Source organism: Sulfurivermis sp., from assembly GCF_059410345.1.
The window spans coordinates 221630-239140 of sequence record NZ_JBLJDO010000002.1 but is presented as its reverse complement, the minus strand read 5'-3'; the positions used below and the strand labels follow the sequence as shown (position 1 = coordinate 239140).

17 protein-coding genes are annotated in these 17511 nt (G+C 64.7%); 1 reads left to right on the top strand and 16 read right to left on the bottom strand.

The annotated features are described in order from the left end of the window. Positions 1 to 92: 92 nt before the first annotated feature. The 10 genes from rng to leuS all read right to left on the bottom strand — a co-directional run bounded on the left by rng (position 93) and on the right by leuS (position 10858). Positions 93 to 1589, bottom strand: coding sequence for a ribonuclease G (gene rng / locus ACMV8A_RS02825; RefSeq protein WP_495324315.1), 1497 nt, complete (start codon positions 1587 to 1589; stop codon positions 93 to 95). A 32-nt stretch (positions 1590 to 1621) separates the two neighbouring features. Next, entirely contained in the window at positions 1622 to 2197 is a 576-nt protein-coding gene (locus ACMV8A_RS02820; protein ID WP_495324211.1) for a Maf family protein, read from the bottom strand. 33 nt (positions 2198 to 2230) lie between these two features. Beyond that, positions 2231 to 2698 carry a 23S rRNA (pseudouridine(1915)-N(3))-methyltransferase RlmH gene (rlmH, locus tag ACMV8A_RS02815; RefSeq protein ID WP_495324210.1) on the bottom strand — a complete coding sequence of 156 codons (468 nt, stop codon included), beginning with the start codon at positions 2696 to 2698 and terminating at the stop codon, positions 2231 to 2233. A gap of 81 nt (positions 2699 to 2779) precedes the next feature. Beyond that, complete coding sequence (gene rsfS, locus ACMV8A_RS02810; RefSeq protein ID WP_495324209.1) at positions 2780 to 3130, bottom strand: ribosome silencing factor; 351 nt, start codon at positions 3128 to 3130, stop codon at positions 2780 to 2782. 147 nt (positions 3131 to 3277) lie between these two features. Further along, on the bottom strand, positions 3278 to 3937 hold the full coding sequence (gene nadD / locus ACMV8A_RS02805) for a nicotinate-nucleotide adenylyltransferase (protein ID WP_495324208.1): 660 nt from the start codon (positions 3935 to 3937) through the stop codon (positions 3278 to 3280). Then, positions 3937 to 5253 (bottom strand): type IV pilus assembly protein FimV, encoded by a 1317-nt coding sequence (locus tag ACMV8A_RS02800; protein ID WP_495324207.1) that lies wholly within the window; start codon positions 5251 to 5253, stop codon positions 3937 to 3939. Before ACMV8A_RS02800 ends, nadD begins: the two co-directional genes overlap by 1 nt. Before the next feature lie 4 nt (positions 5254 to 5257). Then, positions 5258 to 6514, bottom strand: a complete 1257-nt coding sequence (locus tag ACMV8A_RS02795; RefSeq protein WP_495324314.1) for a glutamate-5-semialdehyde dehydrogenase — start codon at positions 6512 to 6514, stop codon at positions 5258 to 5260. A 93-nt stretch (positions 6515 to 6607) separates the two neighbouring features. Then, positions 6608 to 7621: a DNA polymerase III subunit delta gene (holA, locus tag ACMV8A_RS02790; RefSeq protein ID WP_495324206.1), complete on the bottom strand. Its 1014-nt coding sequence runs from the start codon at positions 7619 to 7621 to the stop codon at positions 6608 to 6610. A gap of 46 nt (positions 7622 to 7667) precedes the next feature. Then, positions 7668 to 8234, bottom strand: a complete 567-nt coding sequence (locus tag ACMV8A_RS02785; RefSeq protein WP_495324205.1) for an LPS-assembly lipoprotein LptE — start codon at positions 8232 to 8234, stop codon at positions 7668 to 7670. Then, entirely contained in the window at positions 8231 to 10858 is a 2628-nt protein-coding gene (gene leuS, locus ACMV8A_RS02780) for a leucine--tRNA ligase (protein WP_495324313.1), read from the bottom strand. The genes ACMV8A_RS02785 and leuS overlap by 4 nt, the downstream gene beginning before the upstream one ends. Positions 10859 to 11018: 160 nt before the next feature. Between leuS and ACMV8A_RS02775 the strand changes: the two genes are divergently transcribed. After that, a complete protein-coding gene (locus ACMV8A_RS02775) occupies positions 11019 to 11540 on the top strand; it encodes a zinc ribbon-containing protein (RefSeq protein ID WP_495324204.1) in 522 nt (173 codons plus the stop codon). A gap of 31 nt (positions 11541 to 11571) precedes the next feature. On the opposite strand, the gene ACMV8A_RS02770 is transcribed toward ACMV8A_RS02775, so the two are convergent. The 6 genes from ACMV8A_RS02770 to ACMV8A_RS02745 form a co-directional block, all read right to left on the bottom strand. Continuing rightward, positions 11572 to 12429 (bottom strand): HDOD domain-containing protein, encoded by an 858-nt coding sequence (locus ACMV8A_RS02770; RefSeq protein ID WP_495324203.1) that lies wholly within the window; start codon positions 12427 to 12429, stop codon positions 11572 to 11574. 143 nt (positions 12430 to 12572) lie between these two features. Then, positions 12573 to 13424 carry an HDOD domain-containing protein gene (locus tag ACMV8A_RS02765; RefSeq protein WP_495324202.1) on the bottom strand — a complete coding sequence of 284 codons (852 nt, stop codon included), beginning with the start codon at positions 13422 to 13424 and terminating at the stop codon, positions 12573 to 12575. 41 nt (positions 13425 to 13465) lie between these two features. Continuing rightward, positions 13466 to 14986: an apolipoprotein N-acyltransferase gene (gene lnt, locus ACMV8A_RS02760; protein WP_495324201.1), complete on the bottom strand. Its 1521-nt coding sequence runs from the start codon at positions 14984 to 14986 to the stop codon at positions 13466 to 13468. A gap of 15 nt (positions 14987 to 15001) precedes the next feature. After that, positions 15002 to 15901, bottom strand: coding sequence for a CorC family transporter (locus ACMV8A_RS02755; protein WP_495324200.1), 900 nt, complete (start codon positions 15899 to 15901; stop codon positions 15002 to 15004). 62 nt (positions 15902 to 15963) lie between these two features. Continuing rightward, on the bottom strand, positions 15964 to 16416 hold the full coding sequence (gene ybeY / locus ACMV8A_RS02750) for an rRNA maturation RNase YbeY (protein ID WP_495324199.1): 453 nt from the start codon (positions 16414 to 16416) through the stop codon (positions 15964 to 15966). A gap of 4 nt (positions 16417 to 16420) precedes the next feature. Then, the gene (locus tag ACMV8A_RS02745; protein ID WP_495324198.1) at positions 16421 to 17404 is read right to left on the bottom strand and encodes a PhoH family protein; all 984 of its coding nucleotides are present in this window, start codon (positions 17402 to 17404) and stop codon (positions 16421 to 16423) included. Positions 17405 to 17511 lie beyond the last annotated feature (107 nt).

The following is a 17511-nucleotide window of genomic DNA, read 5'->3' as shown; positions in this document are numbered from 1 at the left end:
ATTGGACAGGATTCCTGTTGGAGCAAACCAACCGACGATAAGTTGCGCGTTCCGCGCCGTTATCGGTGTTTTACTTGTACTTATATCTGTTTCTACAACAACACCACATCAAACTGTTCCTGGGTGTACAGGGTTTCCACCTGGAACTGGATCGGCTTGCCGATGAACTCCTCCAGTTCGGCCACGGCGGTGGACTCCTCATCCAGCAACCGATCCACCACCTCCTGCGAGGCCAGCACCAGCAACTGCTGCGCATCGAACTGACGTGCCTCGCGCATGATCTCACGGAAGATTTCGAAACACACCGTCTCCGCCGTCTTCAGCGTGCCGCGGCCGTTGCAGGTCGGACAGGTGGAACAAAGCACATGCTCCAGACTTTCGCGCGTGCGCTTGCGCGTCATCTCCACTAGGCCCAGCGCCGACACCTCGGAGATGTGCGTGCGCGCATGATCCCGTTCCAACGCCTTCTCCAGGCTGCGCAGCACCTGGCGGCGGTGTTCTGCATCTTCCATGTCGATGAAGTCGAGGATGATGATGCCGCCCAGATTACGCAGGCGCAGCTGGCGCGCGATGGCCTGGCTCGCTTCCAGGTTGGTCTTGAAGATGGTCTCTTCCAGATTACGATGGCCGACGAAGGCGCCCGTATTGACGTCGATGGTAGTCATCGCCTCGGTCTGGTCGATGATCAGGTAGCCACCGGATTTGAGAGTCACCTTGCGCTCCAGCGCGCGCTGGATCTCGTCCTCGATGGCGTACAAATCGAAGATCGGCCGCTCACCGGCGTAATGCTCGATGCGCGGTACCAGTTCGGGAATGAACTTTTCCGCAAAGCGCTGCACCTTGCGGAAGGTCTCGCGTGAATCGATGCGCACCTTCTCCACCTCAGCGCCGACCACATCGCGCATGGTGCGCATCACCAGCGGCAGGTCTTCATGGATCAGGGTGCCGCTGCGCTCGTTGGCAGCGCGGGCACCGATCTCGCCCCACAATTTGTGCAGAAACGCGATATCGGCGCGCAACGCCTCGTCGTCCGCATCTTCCGCTGCAGTACGCGCGATATAGCCGCCGGGGCCGAACTCCGCTGCCAATGCGCTGACCCGCTCCTTCAGACGTTGCCGCTCCGCCTCATTCTCGATGCGCTGCGACACACCGACATGACTGGATTGCGGCATGAACACCAGAAAGCGCGCCGGTATGGTGATGTGGGTGGTAAGGCGGGCGCCCTTGGTGCCGAGCGGATCCTTCACCACCTGCACCAGCAACTCCTGTCCCTCGCGCAGCAGCTCGTCGATGTTACGCTGCGCCGGGCTGTCCGTGGCCTCACCCTTGAGACAGCGCTCGCGCTCATCGCTGCCATTGTCGGGGCAGAGAATATCGGAGGCGTGCAGAAAGGCGGTGCGCTCCAGACCGGCGTCGATGAAGGCCGCCTGCATGCCGGGCAGCACGCGGCGCACCGTACCCTTGTAGATGTTGCCGACCAGGCCGCGCTTGCGCGCGCGCTCGATCTGCACCTCCTGCAATACGCCATTTTCGACAAAGGCAACGCGAGTCTCGTGCGGCGTGACGTTAACCAGTATTTCGCCGCTCATGGCCGGCGTCAGCGGTGCATTCATGGACATGATCAAAAAGCTTCCAGTAACTCTATTCCGCAGCCGCGCAAAAGCGCGGCAGTTTCAAACAACGGCAGGCCCATTACGCCGGAGTAGCTGCCTTCCAGGCGCTCGATGAAGATGGCGCCCAACCCCTGCACGGCGTAGCCACCCGCCTTGTCCAACGGCTCGCCGCTGTCCCAGTAGGCGGCACGCTCGCCATCGGCAATCACGCGAAAGGTCACCGCGCTCACCGACAACAGGGTGTGCGCCTCGCCCTCCGTATCCACCAGCGCCACACCGGTATAGACGTGATGGGTGCGTCCCGACAAGCGCGCCAGCATGGTCAGGCCATCGGCACGATCACGCGGCTTGCCGAGGATCGCACCATCGATCACCACCGCGGTATCTGCGCCCAGTACCGGCCGCTCGCGGCAGATGTCATGGCCCGCACGTGCCTTGGCCAGGGCCAGCCGTACCACGTACAGCTCCGGTGCCTCACCCGGGTGCAGGGCTTCATCGACCAATACCTCCACCACCTGATGCGCCACGCCGATCTGCTCCAGCAGTTCGCGGCGGCGGGGCGATGAAGAGGCCAGAAATATCATCAATCGGTTCGCTCTCGATTACTTGAATCTGCTTCAGCGGTGATACGGATGCCCCTGCAACAAACTCCACGCCCGGTAGACCTGTTCCGCCAGCACGATGCGCACCAACGGGTGCGGCAGGGTCAGGCGCGACAACGACCACTGCACGTCGGCACGGGCACGGCAGGTATCGGCCAGACCTTCCGGGCCGCCGACCAGCAAGGCCACATCGCGCCCCAGCTGACGCCACTCGGCCAGACGCTGCGCCAGGTCTTCCGTGCTCCAATCCCTGCCGCCGACTTCCAGCGCCACCACGTAGGCGCCCTTGGGCAGGGCGGCAAGCATCTTCTCGCCCTCCTCACGCCGCGCCCGTTCCAGATCGGCCCCCTTGGTGCGCTTGCCGGGCGCAATTTCATGCAACTGCAGCGCACAGTCGGCGGGCAGGCGCTTGGCATATTCGGCGTAGCCCTGCTCCACCCAACCGGGCATGCGGTTACCGACAGCGATCAGATGCAGGCGCACAAATCACAGCTCCAAAATACGGGAAACCACGGCGGGCACGACGTAACGCCTGTCACGATGCCCGTGCCGCGATCTCCGTCGTTAATTCCTTGCCTCCGCCGCCGCCGGGGCTTCGTCACCCCACAGTTTTTCCAGGTTGTAGAAGTCGCGTTTTTCCGGGATGAAGACGTGGGCCACCACCTCACCCAGGTCGACCACTACCCACTCGCCTTCCCGCTCGCCTTCCACGCCGAGCAGGCTGAGGCCATTTTCTCTCGCCTTGTCGACGACATTCTGCGCCAGCGATTTTACCTGGCGATCGGAACGGCCGCTGGCGATGACCATAAAGTCCGTGATGCTGGTCTTGCCGCGCACATCCAGGGTGACGATATCGACACCCTTCACATCCTCCAGTGCATCCACCACCAACTGCTTCATCTGTTCTGCTTGCATCAATCTCTTCCACTCATTTCAAAAACCTCATTGCGCTGTCAGGGAAGCTCCGCATAGATTCAGAGCTTCAGCGGCACAGGGATGTGCCGTGAATCGAAAATCACACTTTTCGATTTGCGTGGGCTGAGAAGTCCAGGATGGACATATTCAGACCTTCCTTAGACGAACAGAGTCATACAAACCATGTGCGCGGATATGCTCCCATACGGCGTCGGGCAGCAGATAACGCGGGCTGCGGCCGGCGGCGATCAGATGGCGGATCGCCGTGGCGGAGATATCCAGCGGCGTCACCGGTACCAGCAGGATGCTGCCCGCCGGCTGCGCGGCCAGGGCCGCGGCCGCATGTACACGCCGCGTTTCCACCAGCTGCGCCAGCGGCGCGGCCAGATGGTCATCCAGCTCCCAGCCCGGCCGGTGCATCACCACCAGATGTGCCAGCCGCACCAACTCCTGCCAGCGGTGCCAACCCGGCAGCCCGAGAAAGGCGTCGCTGCCGAGGATCAGACACAGGGGCACACTCCCCTGCTCCTCCCGCAACGAGGCGAGGGTATCCACCATATAGGAGGGACCGGGCCGCTCCAGCTCGCGCGAGTCGACACGCAAACCAGGCTGTCCCGCGACGGCCAGCTCCAGCATGGCCAGGCGCGCAGAGGCAGGGGCACGGGGCGGAGCACGGTGCGGGGGATGACCGCAGGGGATAAGGCGCACCTCGGCGAGACCAAGGGCTTCCAGCAGTTCCAGCGCCGAACGCAGATGGCCGAAGTGGATCGGATCGAAGGTGCCGCCCAGGACGCCGATCGGCTGCATCAGCGTAGCCTGTGGCGCGCCTTTTCCAGCAAATCCTGGCGGGCGCGCTCCTTGGCCTCGGCATCCTCACGCAACGCCATGGCCAGGTCGCGGTATTCCCAGCGCCGGCTGCGCCGCCACAACAGCCAACCCAGCAAGGCCACACAGATCACCACCAGCACGGCGAGCGCCAGTACCCAGCGTGATGGATTGTTCCAGCCGCCATCCTGCGGCGATGGCGCCGCGGTGCGGATTTCCACCGCCGCCGGCGCCGTGGCAATCACTGGAGCGGACACAGGTTCCGCGACGGCCGGTGACGGCACCGCTGCCGGTGCCGACTCCGGCAGTGCCAAGACCTGCTCGGCCAGACGCCGTGCCTGCTGTTCCAGTTCGAGCAGGCGCAGACGCAACTCCTCGTTCTCCACTTCCACCGTCTCATTGAGCCGGCGCACCTCTGCCAGGCGCTGCTCCAGCTCACCGGCCCCCGCATCGGGCGCGGTGGGCGCCAGTATCTGCAAGGTCGGCGCGGGCACCGTTGCCTCCACGGATGCCCCCTGCAGGGCCTGCTGCTGTTCCAGCATCACCTTGCCGGCAGCACCGCGGGAGCGCGCCGCCATGGCCTCAGCCGTTGGCATGTACAGGGTGGTCCCCCAACGCAGGCGGTTCATATTGCCGCCGAGGAAGGCGTGCGGATTGGCCTCGAACAGGGCAACGGTCATCTGCGGCGTGCTCACCCCCTCAGGTTTGAGGCGCTGGGCGATCTGGCTCAGGGTCTCGCCGCGCTGCACCGGACCGTAGGCCGCGACCACCGGCGGTGCGGCACGCTCCACCGCAATGGGCGGTGTCCGCGCTGGAGCAGCGGGTGCCGGCGCTGGCGCAGCGGGTGTTGGCGCCGGCGCGGCAACCACGGGCGGCACGAACAGACTGGACGGATCCAGCAGCAAGGCGTAACGACGCACCAGGCGGCTACCGCTCGAACGCACGTCCAGCACCAGTTCCAACGCCGGCTCCCGCATGGGCTCGCGACTGGCGATCTGGATCACCGGCCGGCCGGCGGCATCGGTGGTCACCAGGAAACTGAGCGGCGGCAAGCCCTCGTGATAGACCAGCCCCATGCGCCGATAGGTCTCACGATCGGCCAGGCGGACATGAACGTCCGCCACTGTCTCGCCCGTGGTCAGGTGCAGCGGCAATTCCGCCTGCAAGGGCTGATTGAGGGCCGAGTACACGCGCAACTCGCCCCCCAGACCCAGTGCATGAACGTTGCCGGCGGCCAGCAGGCACAACACGAGCGCAAGGCGCAGCGGAAACGCCAGGCATCGGGTAGACGGCGGCATGGGCTTAGCGGCGAATATGGCCGTCTCCTATGACGATGTATTTCTGCGAGGTGAGCCCTTCCAGCCCCACCGGGCCGCGGGCATGAATCTTGTCGGTGGAGATACCGATCTCCGCACCGAGGCCATACTCGAAGCCGTCGGCAAAGCGGGTGGAGGCATTCACCATCACCGAACTGGAATCCACCTCGGCCAGGAAACGGCGCGCACGGCTGAGGTCTTCGGTGACGATGGCCTCGGTGTGGCCGGAACTGTGTTTGTAGATATGCTCCATGGCCTCGTCCAGGTCTTTCACCACACGCACCGCCAGAATCGGCGCCAGGTATTCGGCATCCCAGTCTTCCACCGTGGCCGGGACAGCATAGGACAGCAGGCGGCAGGTGGTGGCACAGCCGCGCAGTTCGACGCCCTTTTCCTGATACATGGCGCCCAGCTCGGGCAGCACGCGCTCGGCGATGTCCTCCGCCACCAGCAGGGTTTCCATGGCGTTGCACACGCCGTAGCGGTGGGTCTTGGCATTGAAGGCGATGCGCAGCGCCTTCTCCATGTCGGCCCTGTCATCGATGTAGACGTGGCAGACGCCGTGCAGGTGTTTGATCACCGGCACGCGCGCCTCACTGCTGATGCGCTCCACCAGCGACTTGCCGCCGCGCGGCACGATCACGTCCACGTACTGGCTCATGGTGATCAGTTCGCCCACCGCGGCGCGATCGGTGGTCTCCACCACCTGCACCGCATCGGCGGGCAGACCGGCCTGTTGCAACCCGGCGCGCACGCAGGCGGCGATGGCCTGATTGGAGTGCATGGCCTCGGAGCCGCCGCGCAGGATCGCCGCATTGCCCGACTTCAGGCACAGCGCCGCCGCGTCGGCGGTGACGTTGGGGCGCGACTCATAGATGATGCCGATGACACCCAGCGGCACGCGCATCTTGCCCACCTGGATGCCGGAGGGGCGGAAATTCATGTCGGCGATCTGCCCCACCGGATCGGGCAGCGCCGCGATCTGGCGCAACCCTTCGGCCATGGCGGCAATGCGGGAGGCATCCAGCATCAGGCGATCCAGCATCGCCGCATCCAGCCCCTGCGCCTTGCCGGCAGCGAGGTCCTTGTGATTGGCGGCGATGAGGGCCGCCTCGCCGGCCAGCAGCGCATCGGCCATGGCCAGCAGCGCGGCGTTCTTGGCATTGGTATCGGCGCGGGCCATGGCGCGCGCGGCACCACGCGCCTGCTGCCCCACCTGTTGCATGTACTGCTTCACGTCCATCGTCATCCCCACCACGTAAATTCAACCACGGAGCACACGGAGGGCACGGAGAACGCCCTGCCACCCTGTGTCCTCCGTGGTTCACGCCCGAATCTAAACCAGCCGCACCCCGGCCATCAGCAGGCTGAATTGTATCAGTTCATCCCAGGGGTTACCCGGCTCGGCGCCCTTGCAGATCCGGTCCACGCGGGCGGCGCGGCGCAACAGGGCCTGCCAGCGGCGCAGGTTGTGGCGCCTGAGGGCCGCCTGGTACAGCGGCTTGCGTTTGTCCCACACCCGCTGCTGCTGCAACAACGCATCCAGCGGCGTGCCGGCCGCCTGCCCGGCGGCAATCAGGGCCAGGGCGCGCACCTCGCGCACCAATGCCCACAAAATCAGCACGGGTTCATCACCCTCGCCGCGCAGACCCTCAAGGATGCGGGCACAGCGCGCGCTATCGCCGCCCAGCGCGGCATCGGCCAGTTCGAACACGTCATAGCGCGCCGAGTCGGCCACCGCCGCACGCACTTCTTCCACGTCCAGCGAACCGGCACCGTACAGCAGCGCCAGTTTCTCCACCTCCTGCGCCGCAGCCAGCAGATTACCCTCCACCCGCTCGGCCAGCAGTTGCGCCGCCTCCGCCGTCGGTTGCAGACCGCGGGCCTGCAGACGCTGGCGGATCCAGGCCGGCAGCGCGCGCGGCTCCACCGGCCACACCTGCACCACTGCCCCGGCCTCTTCCAGCGCCTTGAACCACTTGCTGTTCTGCTGCTGTTTTTCCAGCTTGCCGCAGCTGATCAGCAACAGATTGTCCGGCGACGGATCGGCGGCATAGGCGCTGAGCGCCTTGGCGCCGGCATCGCCCGGCTTGCCCGAGGGCATGCGCAACTCGATGAGCTTGCGCTCGGCGAACAGCGACAGGTTGCTGCCCACTGCCGCCAGCGCCCCCCAGTCGAAACCCGCCTCCACCTGCAGCACCTCGCGCTCGGTAAACCCCTGCTTGCGGGCGGCGGCACGCAAGGCATCCACCGCCTCATTGAGCTGCAGGGGTTCGTCGCCGCTGACCAGATAGATGGGCAGCAGCGGCTTGGCGAGGTGGGCGGCGAGCTGATCGGAACGCAGTCTCATCGGCGCAGCCACCGCGCGGCCAAGACAACATTTACTGCGGAGGGATTCATGGCTGCCCGGCCGACTGCAACCCGGCGCGCAGGCGCAACAGCATCTGGCGCACGGCGAAGGCACGCATCTCGCGCAACAGCAGCGCCTCTTCCTCGCCCTTGCCCAGCACGTTGTCCGGATCGAAGGCGTAGTCGCGGTTCAGGCTGACGGTCTGCACTGGCAACAATACTGCCGTGACTGCCTTGCCGGAGGCATCCACCGCGGGGGCACGCAGCTCGAAACTGAACTGATAGGTCAGTTCGTACTCGCTGGCGCGGCCGGTACTGCCGACGGAGAGCAGACGGCGCGCCTCGCGCTCGCCGCTGATGTGAAGCTGCGCCGTGGCGTCGCCGGCCACCACGCGCGCGCCGGCGTTTTCCAGCGCTGCCGTGATCTCCTCGGCCAGCGCACCGCGGCTGTCGATGCCGACCAGCTGAGTGCGCTCCATTTGCGGCGGCAGGGTAATGGCCACGCGCAGGTGAAAGCCGCAGGCAGCCAGTGACAGGGCACTCGTCACAAGCAACAACAACAGCAGGCCGCGCCTGCATACACCGCTTGCCGCCTGCAAGCTGGAAACGATCACCGGGGTTTCACCACGATGTTCACCAGCTTGCCCGGCACCACGATGATCTTCACCACCGCCTGGCCCGCGATGAAGCGCTGCACGTTTTCGTCGGTCAGCGCCGCCTGCTCGACGGCGGCCTTGTCGGCAGTGACCGGCACATTGACCTTGCCGCGCAGCTTGCCGTTCACCTGCACCACCAGCTCGATGCTGTCGCGTACCAAGGCCGCCTCGTCCACCTGCGGCCACTGCACATGCAGAATGTCGTCGCCGTAACCGAGGCCACGCCACAGTTCGTGGGTGATGTGCGGGGCGATGGGCGAGAGCAGGCGCAGCAGGATGGAGAAACCCTCACTACGCACTGCATCGCTGCCGTTGCCCTCCAGCTTGCTGATGGCGTTGAGCATCTTCATGCAGGCGGAGATCACCGTATTGAACTGATACTTGCCGAAATCCACCAGCGCCTGTTTCAACGTTTCGTGGATCTCGCGCCGGGCCGCCAGCACCGCCTCGGCTGCATCGGTGGGCAATGCCACGGCCTGCAGTGCGGCGGTGTTGTCGACGCCAAAGGCCCACAGGCGTTTGAGGAAGCGGTGCGCGCCCTCCACGCCGGAGTCGTTCCATTCGAGGGATTGTTCCGGCGGTGCCGCAAACATCATGAACACGCGCGCGGTGTCGGCGCCGTACTGTTCGATGAGGGTCTGCGGGTCGACGCCGTTGTTCTTGGATTTGGACATCTTTTCGATGCCGCCCATCTCGACCTTCTGGCCATCGCTCTTCAGCACCGCACTCACCGGCCGGCTCTTGTCATCGACGGTCACACTGACATCGGCCGGATTGAACCACTGCTTGCGGCCATCCGCACCCTCGCGATAGAAAGTGGGCGCCACCACCATGCCCTGGGTGAGCAGGTTCCGGAACGGCTCACCCACGGTGGTGAGTCCCATGTCGCGCATCGCCTTGGTCCAGAAGCGCGAATAGAGCAGGTGCAGGATGGCGTGCTCGATACCGCCGATGTACTGATCCGCCGGCATCCAGTAATCGGCGCGGCCATCCACCATGGTGTTCGCGCCCGGGCAGGCGTAGCGGAAGAAATACCAGGACGAATCGACGAAGGTGTCCATGGTGTCGGTCTCGCGCCGCGCCGCACCACCGCACTTGGGGCAGGTGCAGTTGAGGAATTTTTCATACTTGTTGAGCGGATTGCCCGAACCGTCCGGCACGCACTCCTCCGGCAACACCACCGGCAGCTGCGCGTCCGGCACCGGCACATCGCCGCAGGTGGGACACTTGATCATCGGGATCGGCGTGCCCCAGTAGCGCTGGCGCGAAATACCCCAGTCGCGCAGGCGCCAGGTCACCTTCTTCTCGCCCAGGTTCTTCGCGCTCAGATCGGCGGCGATGGCATCCACGGCGGCATCGAAGTCGAGGCCATCGTATTTGCCGGAGTTGATGCACACGCCGTGTTCGGCGTAGGCCTCTTGCCACGGCGCCGGCGTCGTCTCACCGGCGGAGGTTTTGATCACCGTCTTGATGGGCAGACCGTACTTGTGGGCAAAGGCAAAATCGCGCTCGTCATGCGCCGGCACCGCCATCACCGCGCCCTCGCCGTACCCCATCAGCACGTAGTTGGCGACCCACAGCGGCAACTCCTCGCCGGTGAGCGGATGGCGGACGGTGAGGCCCGTCGCCATGCCCTTCTTCTCCTGGGTGGCAAGCTCCGCCTCGGACACGCCACCGTGCTTGCACTCGTCGATGAAGGCGGCGAGTTCGGGATTGTTCTGCGCCGCATGCAGCGCCAACGGATGCTCGGCGGCCACGGCAACATAGGTGGCGCCCATCAGGGTATCGGCGCGGGTGGTGAACACCCACAGCGTGCCCACGCTGGCAAGCCCTCCCTCACCCCCGCCCCCTCTCCCTGAGGGCGAGGGGAGCTGATAGGGGAAACCGACGCGCACGCCGAAGCTCTTGCCGATCCAGTTGCGCTGCATGGTGCGCACCTGCTCCGGCCAGCCGCCGAGCTGGTCCAGGTCGGCGAGCAGTTCTTCCGCATATTTCGTGATCGCCATGTAGTACATGGGGATCTCGCGCTTCTCCACCACCGCGCCGGTGCGCCAGCCGCGGCCGTCGATGACCTGTTCATTGGCCAGCACGGTCTGGTCCACCGGATCCCAGTTCACGGTGCCGGTCTTCTGGTAGACGATGCCCTTCTCCAGCAGGCGCAGGAACAGCCACTGGTTCCAGCGGTAGTACTCCGGCGTGCAGGTGGCCACCTCGCGCGACCAGTCGATGGCGAAACCCAGCGACTTGAGCTGGTTGCGCATGTAGTCGATGTTGCTGTAGGTCCACTGTGCCGGCGGCACGCCGTTGTTCATGGCGGCGTTCTCGGCTGGTAGTCCGAAGGCGTCCCAGCCCATGGGTTGCAGCACGTTCTTGCCCAGCATGCGCTGGTAGCGGGCGACGACGTCGCCGATGGTGTAGTTGCGCACGTGCCCCATGTGCAGCCGGCCGGACGGATAGGGGAACATGGACAGGCAGTAGAACTTCTCTCGCCCGGCCTCCTCGCTGGCGCGGAACGACTGCGCCCGATCCCATTCCGCCTGCACCGCCTGCTCCACCCGACGGGGCTCGTAATTCTCATGCAACGCCATGTTTTTTCCTGAAAAATATGCCGGTTTGAAAGACCCGCAAGGATACCACGGACGCCCTCGCGGCGGGGAGATGCGGCAAGGCGCCGCCGGCCTTTCCTCCCGTGTCGTTCTGGGCCACACTACAGGCAAATCAGTCCGTGGAAGGAGAAAAATCATGAGCGAAGCCGGCATGAAACAGCACCTGGTCGATGCCTATTACCGCATGCTGGGCCGCCTGAAGACGGCGGTGGAAGACGCCGAACACAAGGCAGCGCCGGTGCTGGACCGCGCCATCGAGCGCGCCCAGGAGACGGCCACCGAACTGGGCGAACTGACCCGCGAGGAGGCCGAACGCGTCGGCGGCTACCTCAAGCGCGATCTGGACGATGCCGCGCGCTTCCTGGCCGAAACCGGCAGCGAACTGGGGGAATGGCTCAAGTTCGACCTCAATCTGGTGGAAAAGGGTCTGGCCGACCTGTTCCGCGACAGCGTGGATTATTCCCGTCTGGAGTTTGACCGTCTGGCCAAGCAGGCCGACGCCCTGGGCGAGTGGCACAGCGGCGAGATCACCGGCATCGGCACCCTGGAGTGCAAGGCCTGCGGCGAGAAGCTGCACTTCCACCACATCGGCCACATTCCCCCCTGCCCCAAGTGCCACGGCACGGTGTACCGCCGGGTGTCGCGCAGCGACGAATAAACCCGAGTTTCCCGCTAGCGTTCTGTCGAAGTCATCTTGAGCTCAGCAGATCGATGATGTAGTCGCTCAGGTCCGTGTAGCGCTCATGGCTCAGGTCGAAGTACTCGAGCACATGGGCGCCGATGCGGCTCCACTCGTAGTCATCGGCCACGTTGCGGAAGGCCATGCCGTGATAGGCGTTGCTCACCTGCTCGGCCATCTTCAACAGGGCCACCAGGGTAATCACCTCGTGATCCACCTTGTTCTGCGCTTTGACGACGCGGTCATAGCTGTGATGTACGCCGATCGCCTGACTGATGGTCGGCGCAAGATGCCAGGCCTGGCTGACATGGGCGCCGATCCAGGCATGGTGCAGGCCGTAGCGCTCGTGCTCGATCTCGATGACGGTCCGCCCGGGGTCGCGGCTCGCCGCCTTGAGCGCCTCGTCGTAATTGTCATAGCGCAGCATCAGCAGCGGAATGCCGCAGTCGTGGAACAGGCCGAGGGTATAGGCGGTGTCTTCCGGTATGCCGCTCAGCTCCCGCGCCAGTATCGCCATGGCCGTGGCCACATCCCCCGCCATTTCCCAGAAACGCGCCAGCCAGCCTTCCTGGGCGCCGAAACTGGCGTGCAGCGAGGCGGCCACCGTCAGGTTCAGCACCCGCTGCATGCCCAGCATCATCACGGCGTTGGGGATGGAATTGAGTGGGCGGTCGCGGCGGAAGGCCGGCGAGTTGACCGTCTTCAGCACCTCGGCCGCCAGGCTGACGTCGGCGGCGATGATGTCCACCACCCGGCGCATATCTGGATCCTTGCGCGCCGTCTCCTCACGGATGCGCAGCAGGGATTCGGGCATGGGGGGCAGGACGAAGTCTTGCAGGGGATCGGATGAAGCAGCGTGAGCAGGCATGGCGGTACGCTCCTTGTACGACGGGGCCACGTCATGGTGACCATGCCTGAAATACAAGCACAATAACCATTCGATCTCAATGGTTATGTCGATAAAAATCGCGCCCGCGCACAAAAATACGCCGCTTTCTTACGACAACGCCCTCAGCGACGCCCCAGCTCGCCCAGAATGTCGTCCTTGATGTCGCTGAATTCGGTGGGATCGAGGTCGAAGTGGCTGAGAGCAGTGAGGCCCACCTCGTCCCACTCCTGATCATCGGCGCCGCTGCGAAAGGCGGCGCCGCGGAACTCGCTGCTGATATGTTCGGCCATCTTGAGCAGGGCGATGAGCGAGATCACCAACTCATCTGCGGCCTCGTCGCTGGCCACCAGGCGCGGCAGTTCGTGATGGTGTTCGATGGCGGTACTGATCGCCTCCGGCAACAGCCAACTGCGGCTGACATGGGCCCCCACCACCGTGTGATCCAGGCCATGACGTTCCCGCTCCAGAGTGGTGATCGGTTTGGCACCGGGCCGGCTGGCCGCCTTGAGCGTATCCAGATAATCGGCATGACGGCACATCAGGAGGGGGATGCCGCAATCATGGAACAAACCCATGGTATAGGCGGTATCCGCCGGTACACCGGACAGGCGGCTGGCCAGGGCTGCGGCAGCGAAGGCGACGTCGCCGGCGGTGTCCCAGAAACGATTGAGGGACAGTTTGTTGGAGCCACACTCCATGGTGCGGCGCAGGGCGGCACCAGCAACGAGGTTGAGTACGTTATTCAGCCCCAGCAGCAGCACCGCATTGGGCACCGAGCTGAGCGGCTGGCGGCGGCGGAACATGGGCGAATTGATGGTCTTGAGCACCTCGGCGGCCAGACCGACATCGCCGGCGATGATGGTGACGATACGTCCCGCATCCGGCTCTGCCTTGGCCTGTTCGGCCCGAATCTGCTGCAACGATTCAGGCATCGGCGGCAAAGTGAGATCGCTTAATGAAACAACGGACGACATGCGTTTTCCTTCGCAGAGCAGTGTAGCGACGAGGATACCACTCAACGACGTGCGGCGGTGATACCGACACCCAGCAGCAGCATCAGCAACAACAGCACGGGGTAATTCCCCCAATACGCATAGGGCGTCATACCCTGCATCGGCTGCACACTACCGCGCAGCACGGCCTGCTCAAACTGCGGCGCGGTGGCAAGAACCTGGCCGCGGTAATCAGCCAACGCCGAGATACCGGTGGTGGTGGCACGCACCAGCGGGCGTCCTGTTTCGATGGCGCGCATGCGCGAAATCTCCAGGTGCTGGTGCGGCGCCAACGAATCGCCGTACCAGGCGTTGTTGCTGCCGTTGATGAGCAGCGTCGCCTGCGGGAAGTTGTGCAGCAGTTCCTCGCCGAAGGCGTCCTCATAGCAGATGGACATGGCCGCATGCTGGCCGGCCACCGGCAGCGGCGCCTGCGCCGCCGGTCCCGGCGAGAAGCCGGACATGGGCAGATCGAAGAAACGGATCAGGCCACGCAGCAATCCCTCCAGTGGCACGAACTCGCCGAACGGCACCAAATGGTGTTTGTGATACGCCGCCTCCTGCGTGCCCAGCACCATCAGGCTGGTGTAATAGCCTGCTGCATCGCGGCGCTTCACCGGCACACCGACGACGATGTCGGTGCCCTGCTCCCGCGCCCGCGCCGCCAGCCAGTCGAAATACTCTTCCTTCAGTTCGTGATAGAACACGGTGACCGCGTTCTCCGGCCAGATCACCGCATCCACCGCGGCGAGATTTTCCAGCGTCAGACGGGCATACAGATCGAGGCGCGTGTTGAACTGCTCCGGGTCCCACTTGGTCGCCTGGGGCAGATTGTCCTGTATCAGCGCCACCCGCAACGGCTCGCCCGCCGGCGAGGTCCACTCCACCTGCTGCGCACCCCAGGCGGCCAGCCACACGCCGCACAACAGAGCGATGCCCGGCCAGGCGCGGCGACCGGCATGCAGCAGCCAGGCCAGGGCGCCGGCGCTCACTGCCAGCGCCAGACCGATGCCATAGACACCGAGCAGCGGCGCCAGCCCGGCCAGCGGCGACTGCGTCTGGCTATAGCCCAGCTGCAGCCAGGTAAAGCCGGTGAACAGCCATCCACGCAGCCACTCGAACGCCATCCATAGCGCCGGCAGCAGCGCGAGATACCACGGTGCCAAAGGCAGAGCGCCGCGTCGCCAGCAGCGGGCGGCGGCATAGGCAAACAGGGCAGGATAGACCGCCAGCGCGGCAACGAACAGGGTGGTGAGTATGACGGCGGTAACCGCACCGCTGTCGGAGAAATCGGCGATGGCCACATACACCCAGGACACGCCAACGCCGAACAGGCCGAGACCGAACAGGAAGCCGCGCCGCATTGCGGCGTGCGGCATCAGTCCAAACAGGGAGAAGAACAGCAGCGCGGGCGCCAGCACCGCCAGGGGAAACAGGCCGAAGGGGGCAAAGGCCAGCGGCAGTGACGCACCGGCCAGCGCCGCCAGCAGATCACCGCGTCCGCCGGATTGCCGGACTGCCTGTACGATTGAGCTGGACAGCACGGACTCCTTTTACGCTCAGGCGATGCCCTCACCGGTGTAATCAGTGCCGCTCTCGGGCAACGGCGCCTTGGTGACCTCCACCAGATGCAGGCGGCGGCTGTCGGCGCGCAGCACCTTGAAGCGCAGGCCGCCCATGTCGATGATCTCGCCGCGCTTGGGCATGTGACCGAATTGCGACAGCAGCAGGCCGCCGATGGTATCGAACTCCTCGTCGGAGAACGCAGAGCCGAAGTGTTCGTTGAAGTCCTCGATGGAGGTCAGCGCACGCACGGTGTGACGGCCCTTGGATATCTGCTGGATTTCGATATCGTCTTCGTCGATGTCGTGCTCGTCCTCGATCTCACCGACGATCTGTTCCATCACGTCCTCGATGGTGACCATGCCGGCCACGCCACCGTATTCATCGACCACGATGGCCAGGTGGTTGCGGCTGGTGCGGAATTCGCGCAGCAGCACGTTGAGACGTTTGCTCTCCGGTACGAATACCGCCGGGCGCAACACCTCGCGGATATCGAAGCCTTCACCGCCGCGCGCCACGAAGGGCAGCAGGTCCTTGGCCAGCAGGATGCCGAGCACATCGTCGCGCGACTCGCCGATCACCGGAAAACGCGAATGCGCCTCGTCGATGATCATCGGCAGAAACTCGTTCAGACTCTGCTCACGCTCCACCACCACCATCTGCGAACGCGGCACCATGATGTCGCGTACCTGCATATCGGAGACCGACAGCACGCCCTCCAGCATGTCCAGCGCATCGCCATCGATGAGGTGGCGTTGGTGGGCATCGCGCAGGAATTCGACGACGTCTTCCTTGTCCTTGGGCTCGTTGCCCTGCAGGGCCTGGCCCAGGCGTTCCAGCCAGCTGCTGCGCCGAGGTTCGCCAGTGTCGCCGCTACTAGGTCGGCCGTCGTTCATAGGGGGTATGTCCAGAGAGGGGAGAGAAATTAAATCAATAGTAAAACGATTGGATGACTGTTTTATTGCCCTGCGTAGGGGTCTGCATAGCCTAGGACAGAGAGCACTTCCTTTTCAAGGGTTTCCATGATTTCCGCCTCTTCCGGCTCCATATGGTCGTAGCCGAGCAGATGCAGGCATCCATGCACCGTCATGTGCGCCCAGTGCGCCGGCGCGGTCTTGCCCTGCTCGGCGGCCTCGCGCGCCACCACCGGCGCGCAGATGACGATGTCGCCCAGCAGCGGCAGCTCCACCCCGGGCGGCGCCTCGAAGGGAAAGGACAGCACATTGGTCGGCCCCTGCTTGTGGCGGTAGGTGCCGTTCAGTTCGGCGATTTCTTCCTCATCGACGACACGGATGGTCAGTTCCGCCTCGTCGCGGCGGCCGGCCAGCACCGCCTCCACCCAAGCACGGAAATCCGCCGCCGCGGGGATGCCCGTGGCGTCTGAAGCAAGCTGCAGGTCGAGATCGATCATCGGCTCACTCCTGCTTCGGCACCTGGCTATCGAAGCGCTCGTAGGCGCTGACCACGCGCTGCACCAGGGGGTGGCGCACCACGTCCTTGGCGAGGAAGAAGGTGAAGCTGATGCCCTCCACGTCCTTCAGCACCTCCACCACCTGGCGCAGACCCGACTGGGTGCCACGCGGCAGGTCGATCTGGGTGACGTCGCCGGTGATGACGGCGGTGGAACCGAAGCCGATACGGGTGAGGAACATCTTCATCTGTTCGGTGGTGGTGTTCTGCGCCTCATCCAGGATGATGAAGGCATCGTTGAGGGTACGGCCGCGCATATAGGCCAACGGCGCCACTTCGATCACCTGCTTTTCCATCAGGCGCGCCACTTGCTCGAAGCCGAGCATTTCATACAGCGCGTCATACAGCGGGCGCAGATAAGGGTCGACCTTCTGCGCCAGGTCGCCGGGCAGAAAACCAAGGCGTTCACCCGCCTCCACCGCCGGCCGTGTCAGCACCAGCTTGCGCACCTGCTCGCGCTCCAGCGCCTCCACCGCGCAGGCCACGGCGAGATAGGTCTTGCCGGTGCCGGCGGGTCCGATGCCGAAATTGATGTCGTGGCTGATGATGTTGCGCAGATAGCGCTTCTGGTTGGGGCCGCGTCCCTGAATGGCGCCGCGGCGCGTACGGATGGTGACGTCCACCTCCTCCGCCTCGCTCTGTTCCAGCAGGGCCTCGACGCCGGACTCCTGCAAAAACAGATGCACCTTTGCCGCTGTCAGCCTCTCCGTCGCAGTGGCGGCATACAGCCCCTTCAGCACCTCCGCCGCGGCACGCACCGATTCGCGCTCGCCGATGACGCGGAAGGCGTTGCCGCGGTTGTTCACCTCCACACCGAGGCGGCGCTCGATCTGACGCAGGTGCTCGTCGAACGGCCCGCCCAGATTGGACAGCCGTGTGTTGTCGGCAGGCTCCAGGATCAGGTCGACGGATTCAGGCGTGGCATTCACAGGCTGTACTCCAAAAGAAAACCATTTGTCGCGGCGACGCAGAGCCGCAGAGGAAGCTCTGACTGCGCAAGAATAATCTCTGCGCCTCCGCGTCTCTGCGGCAGGTG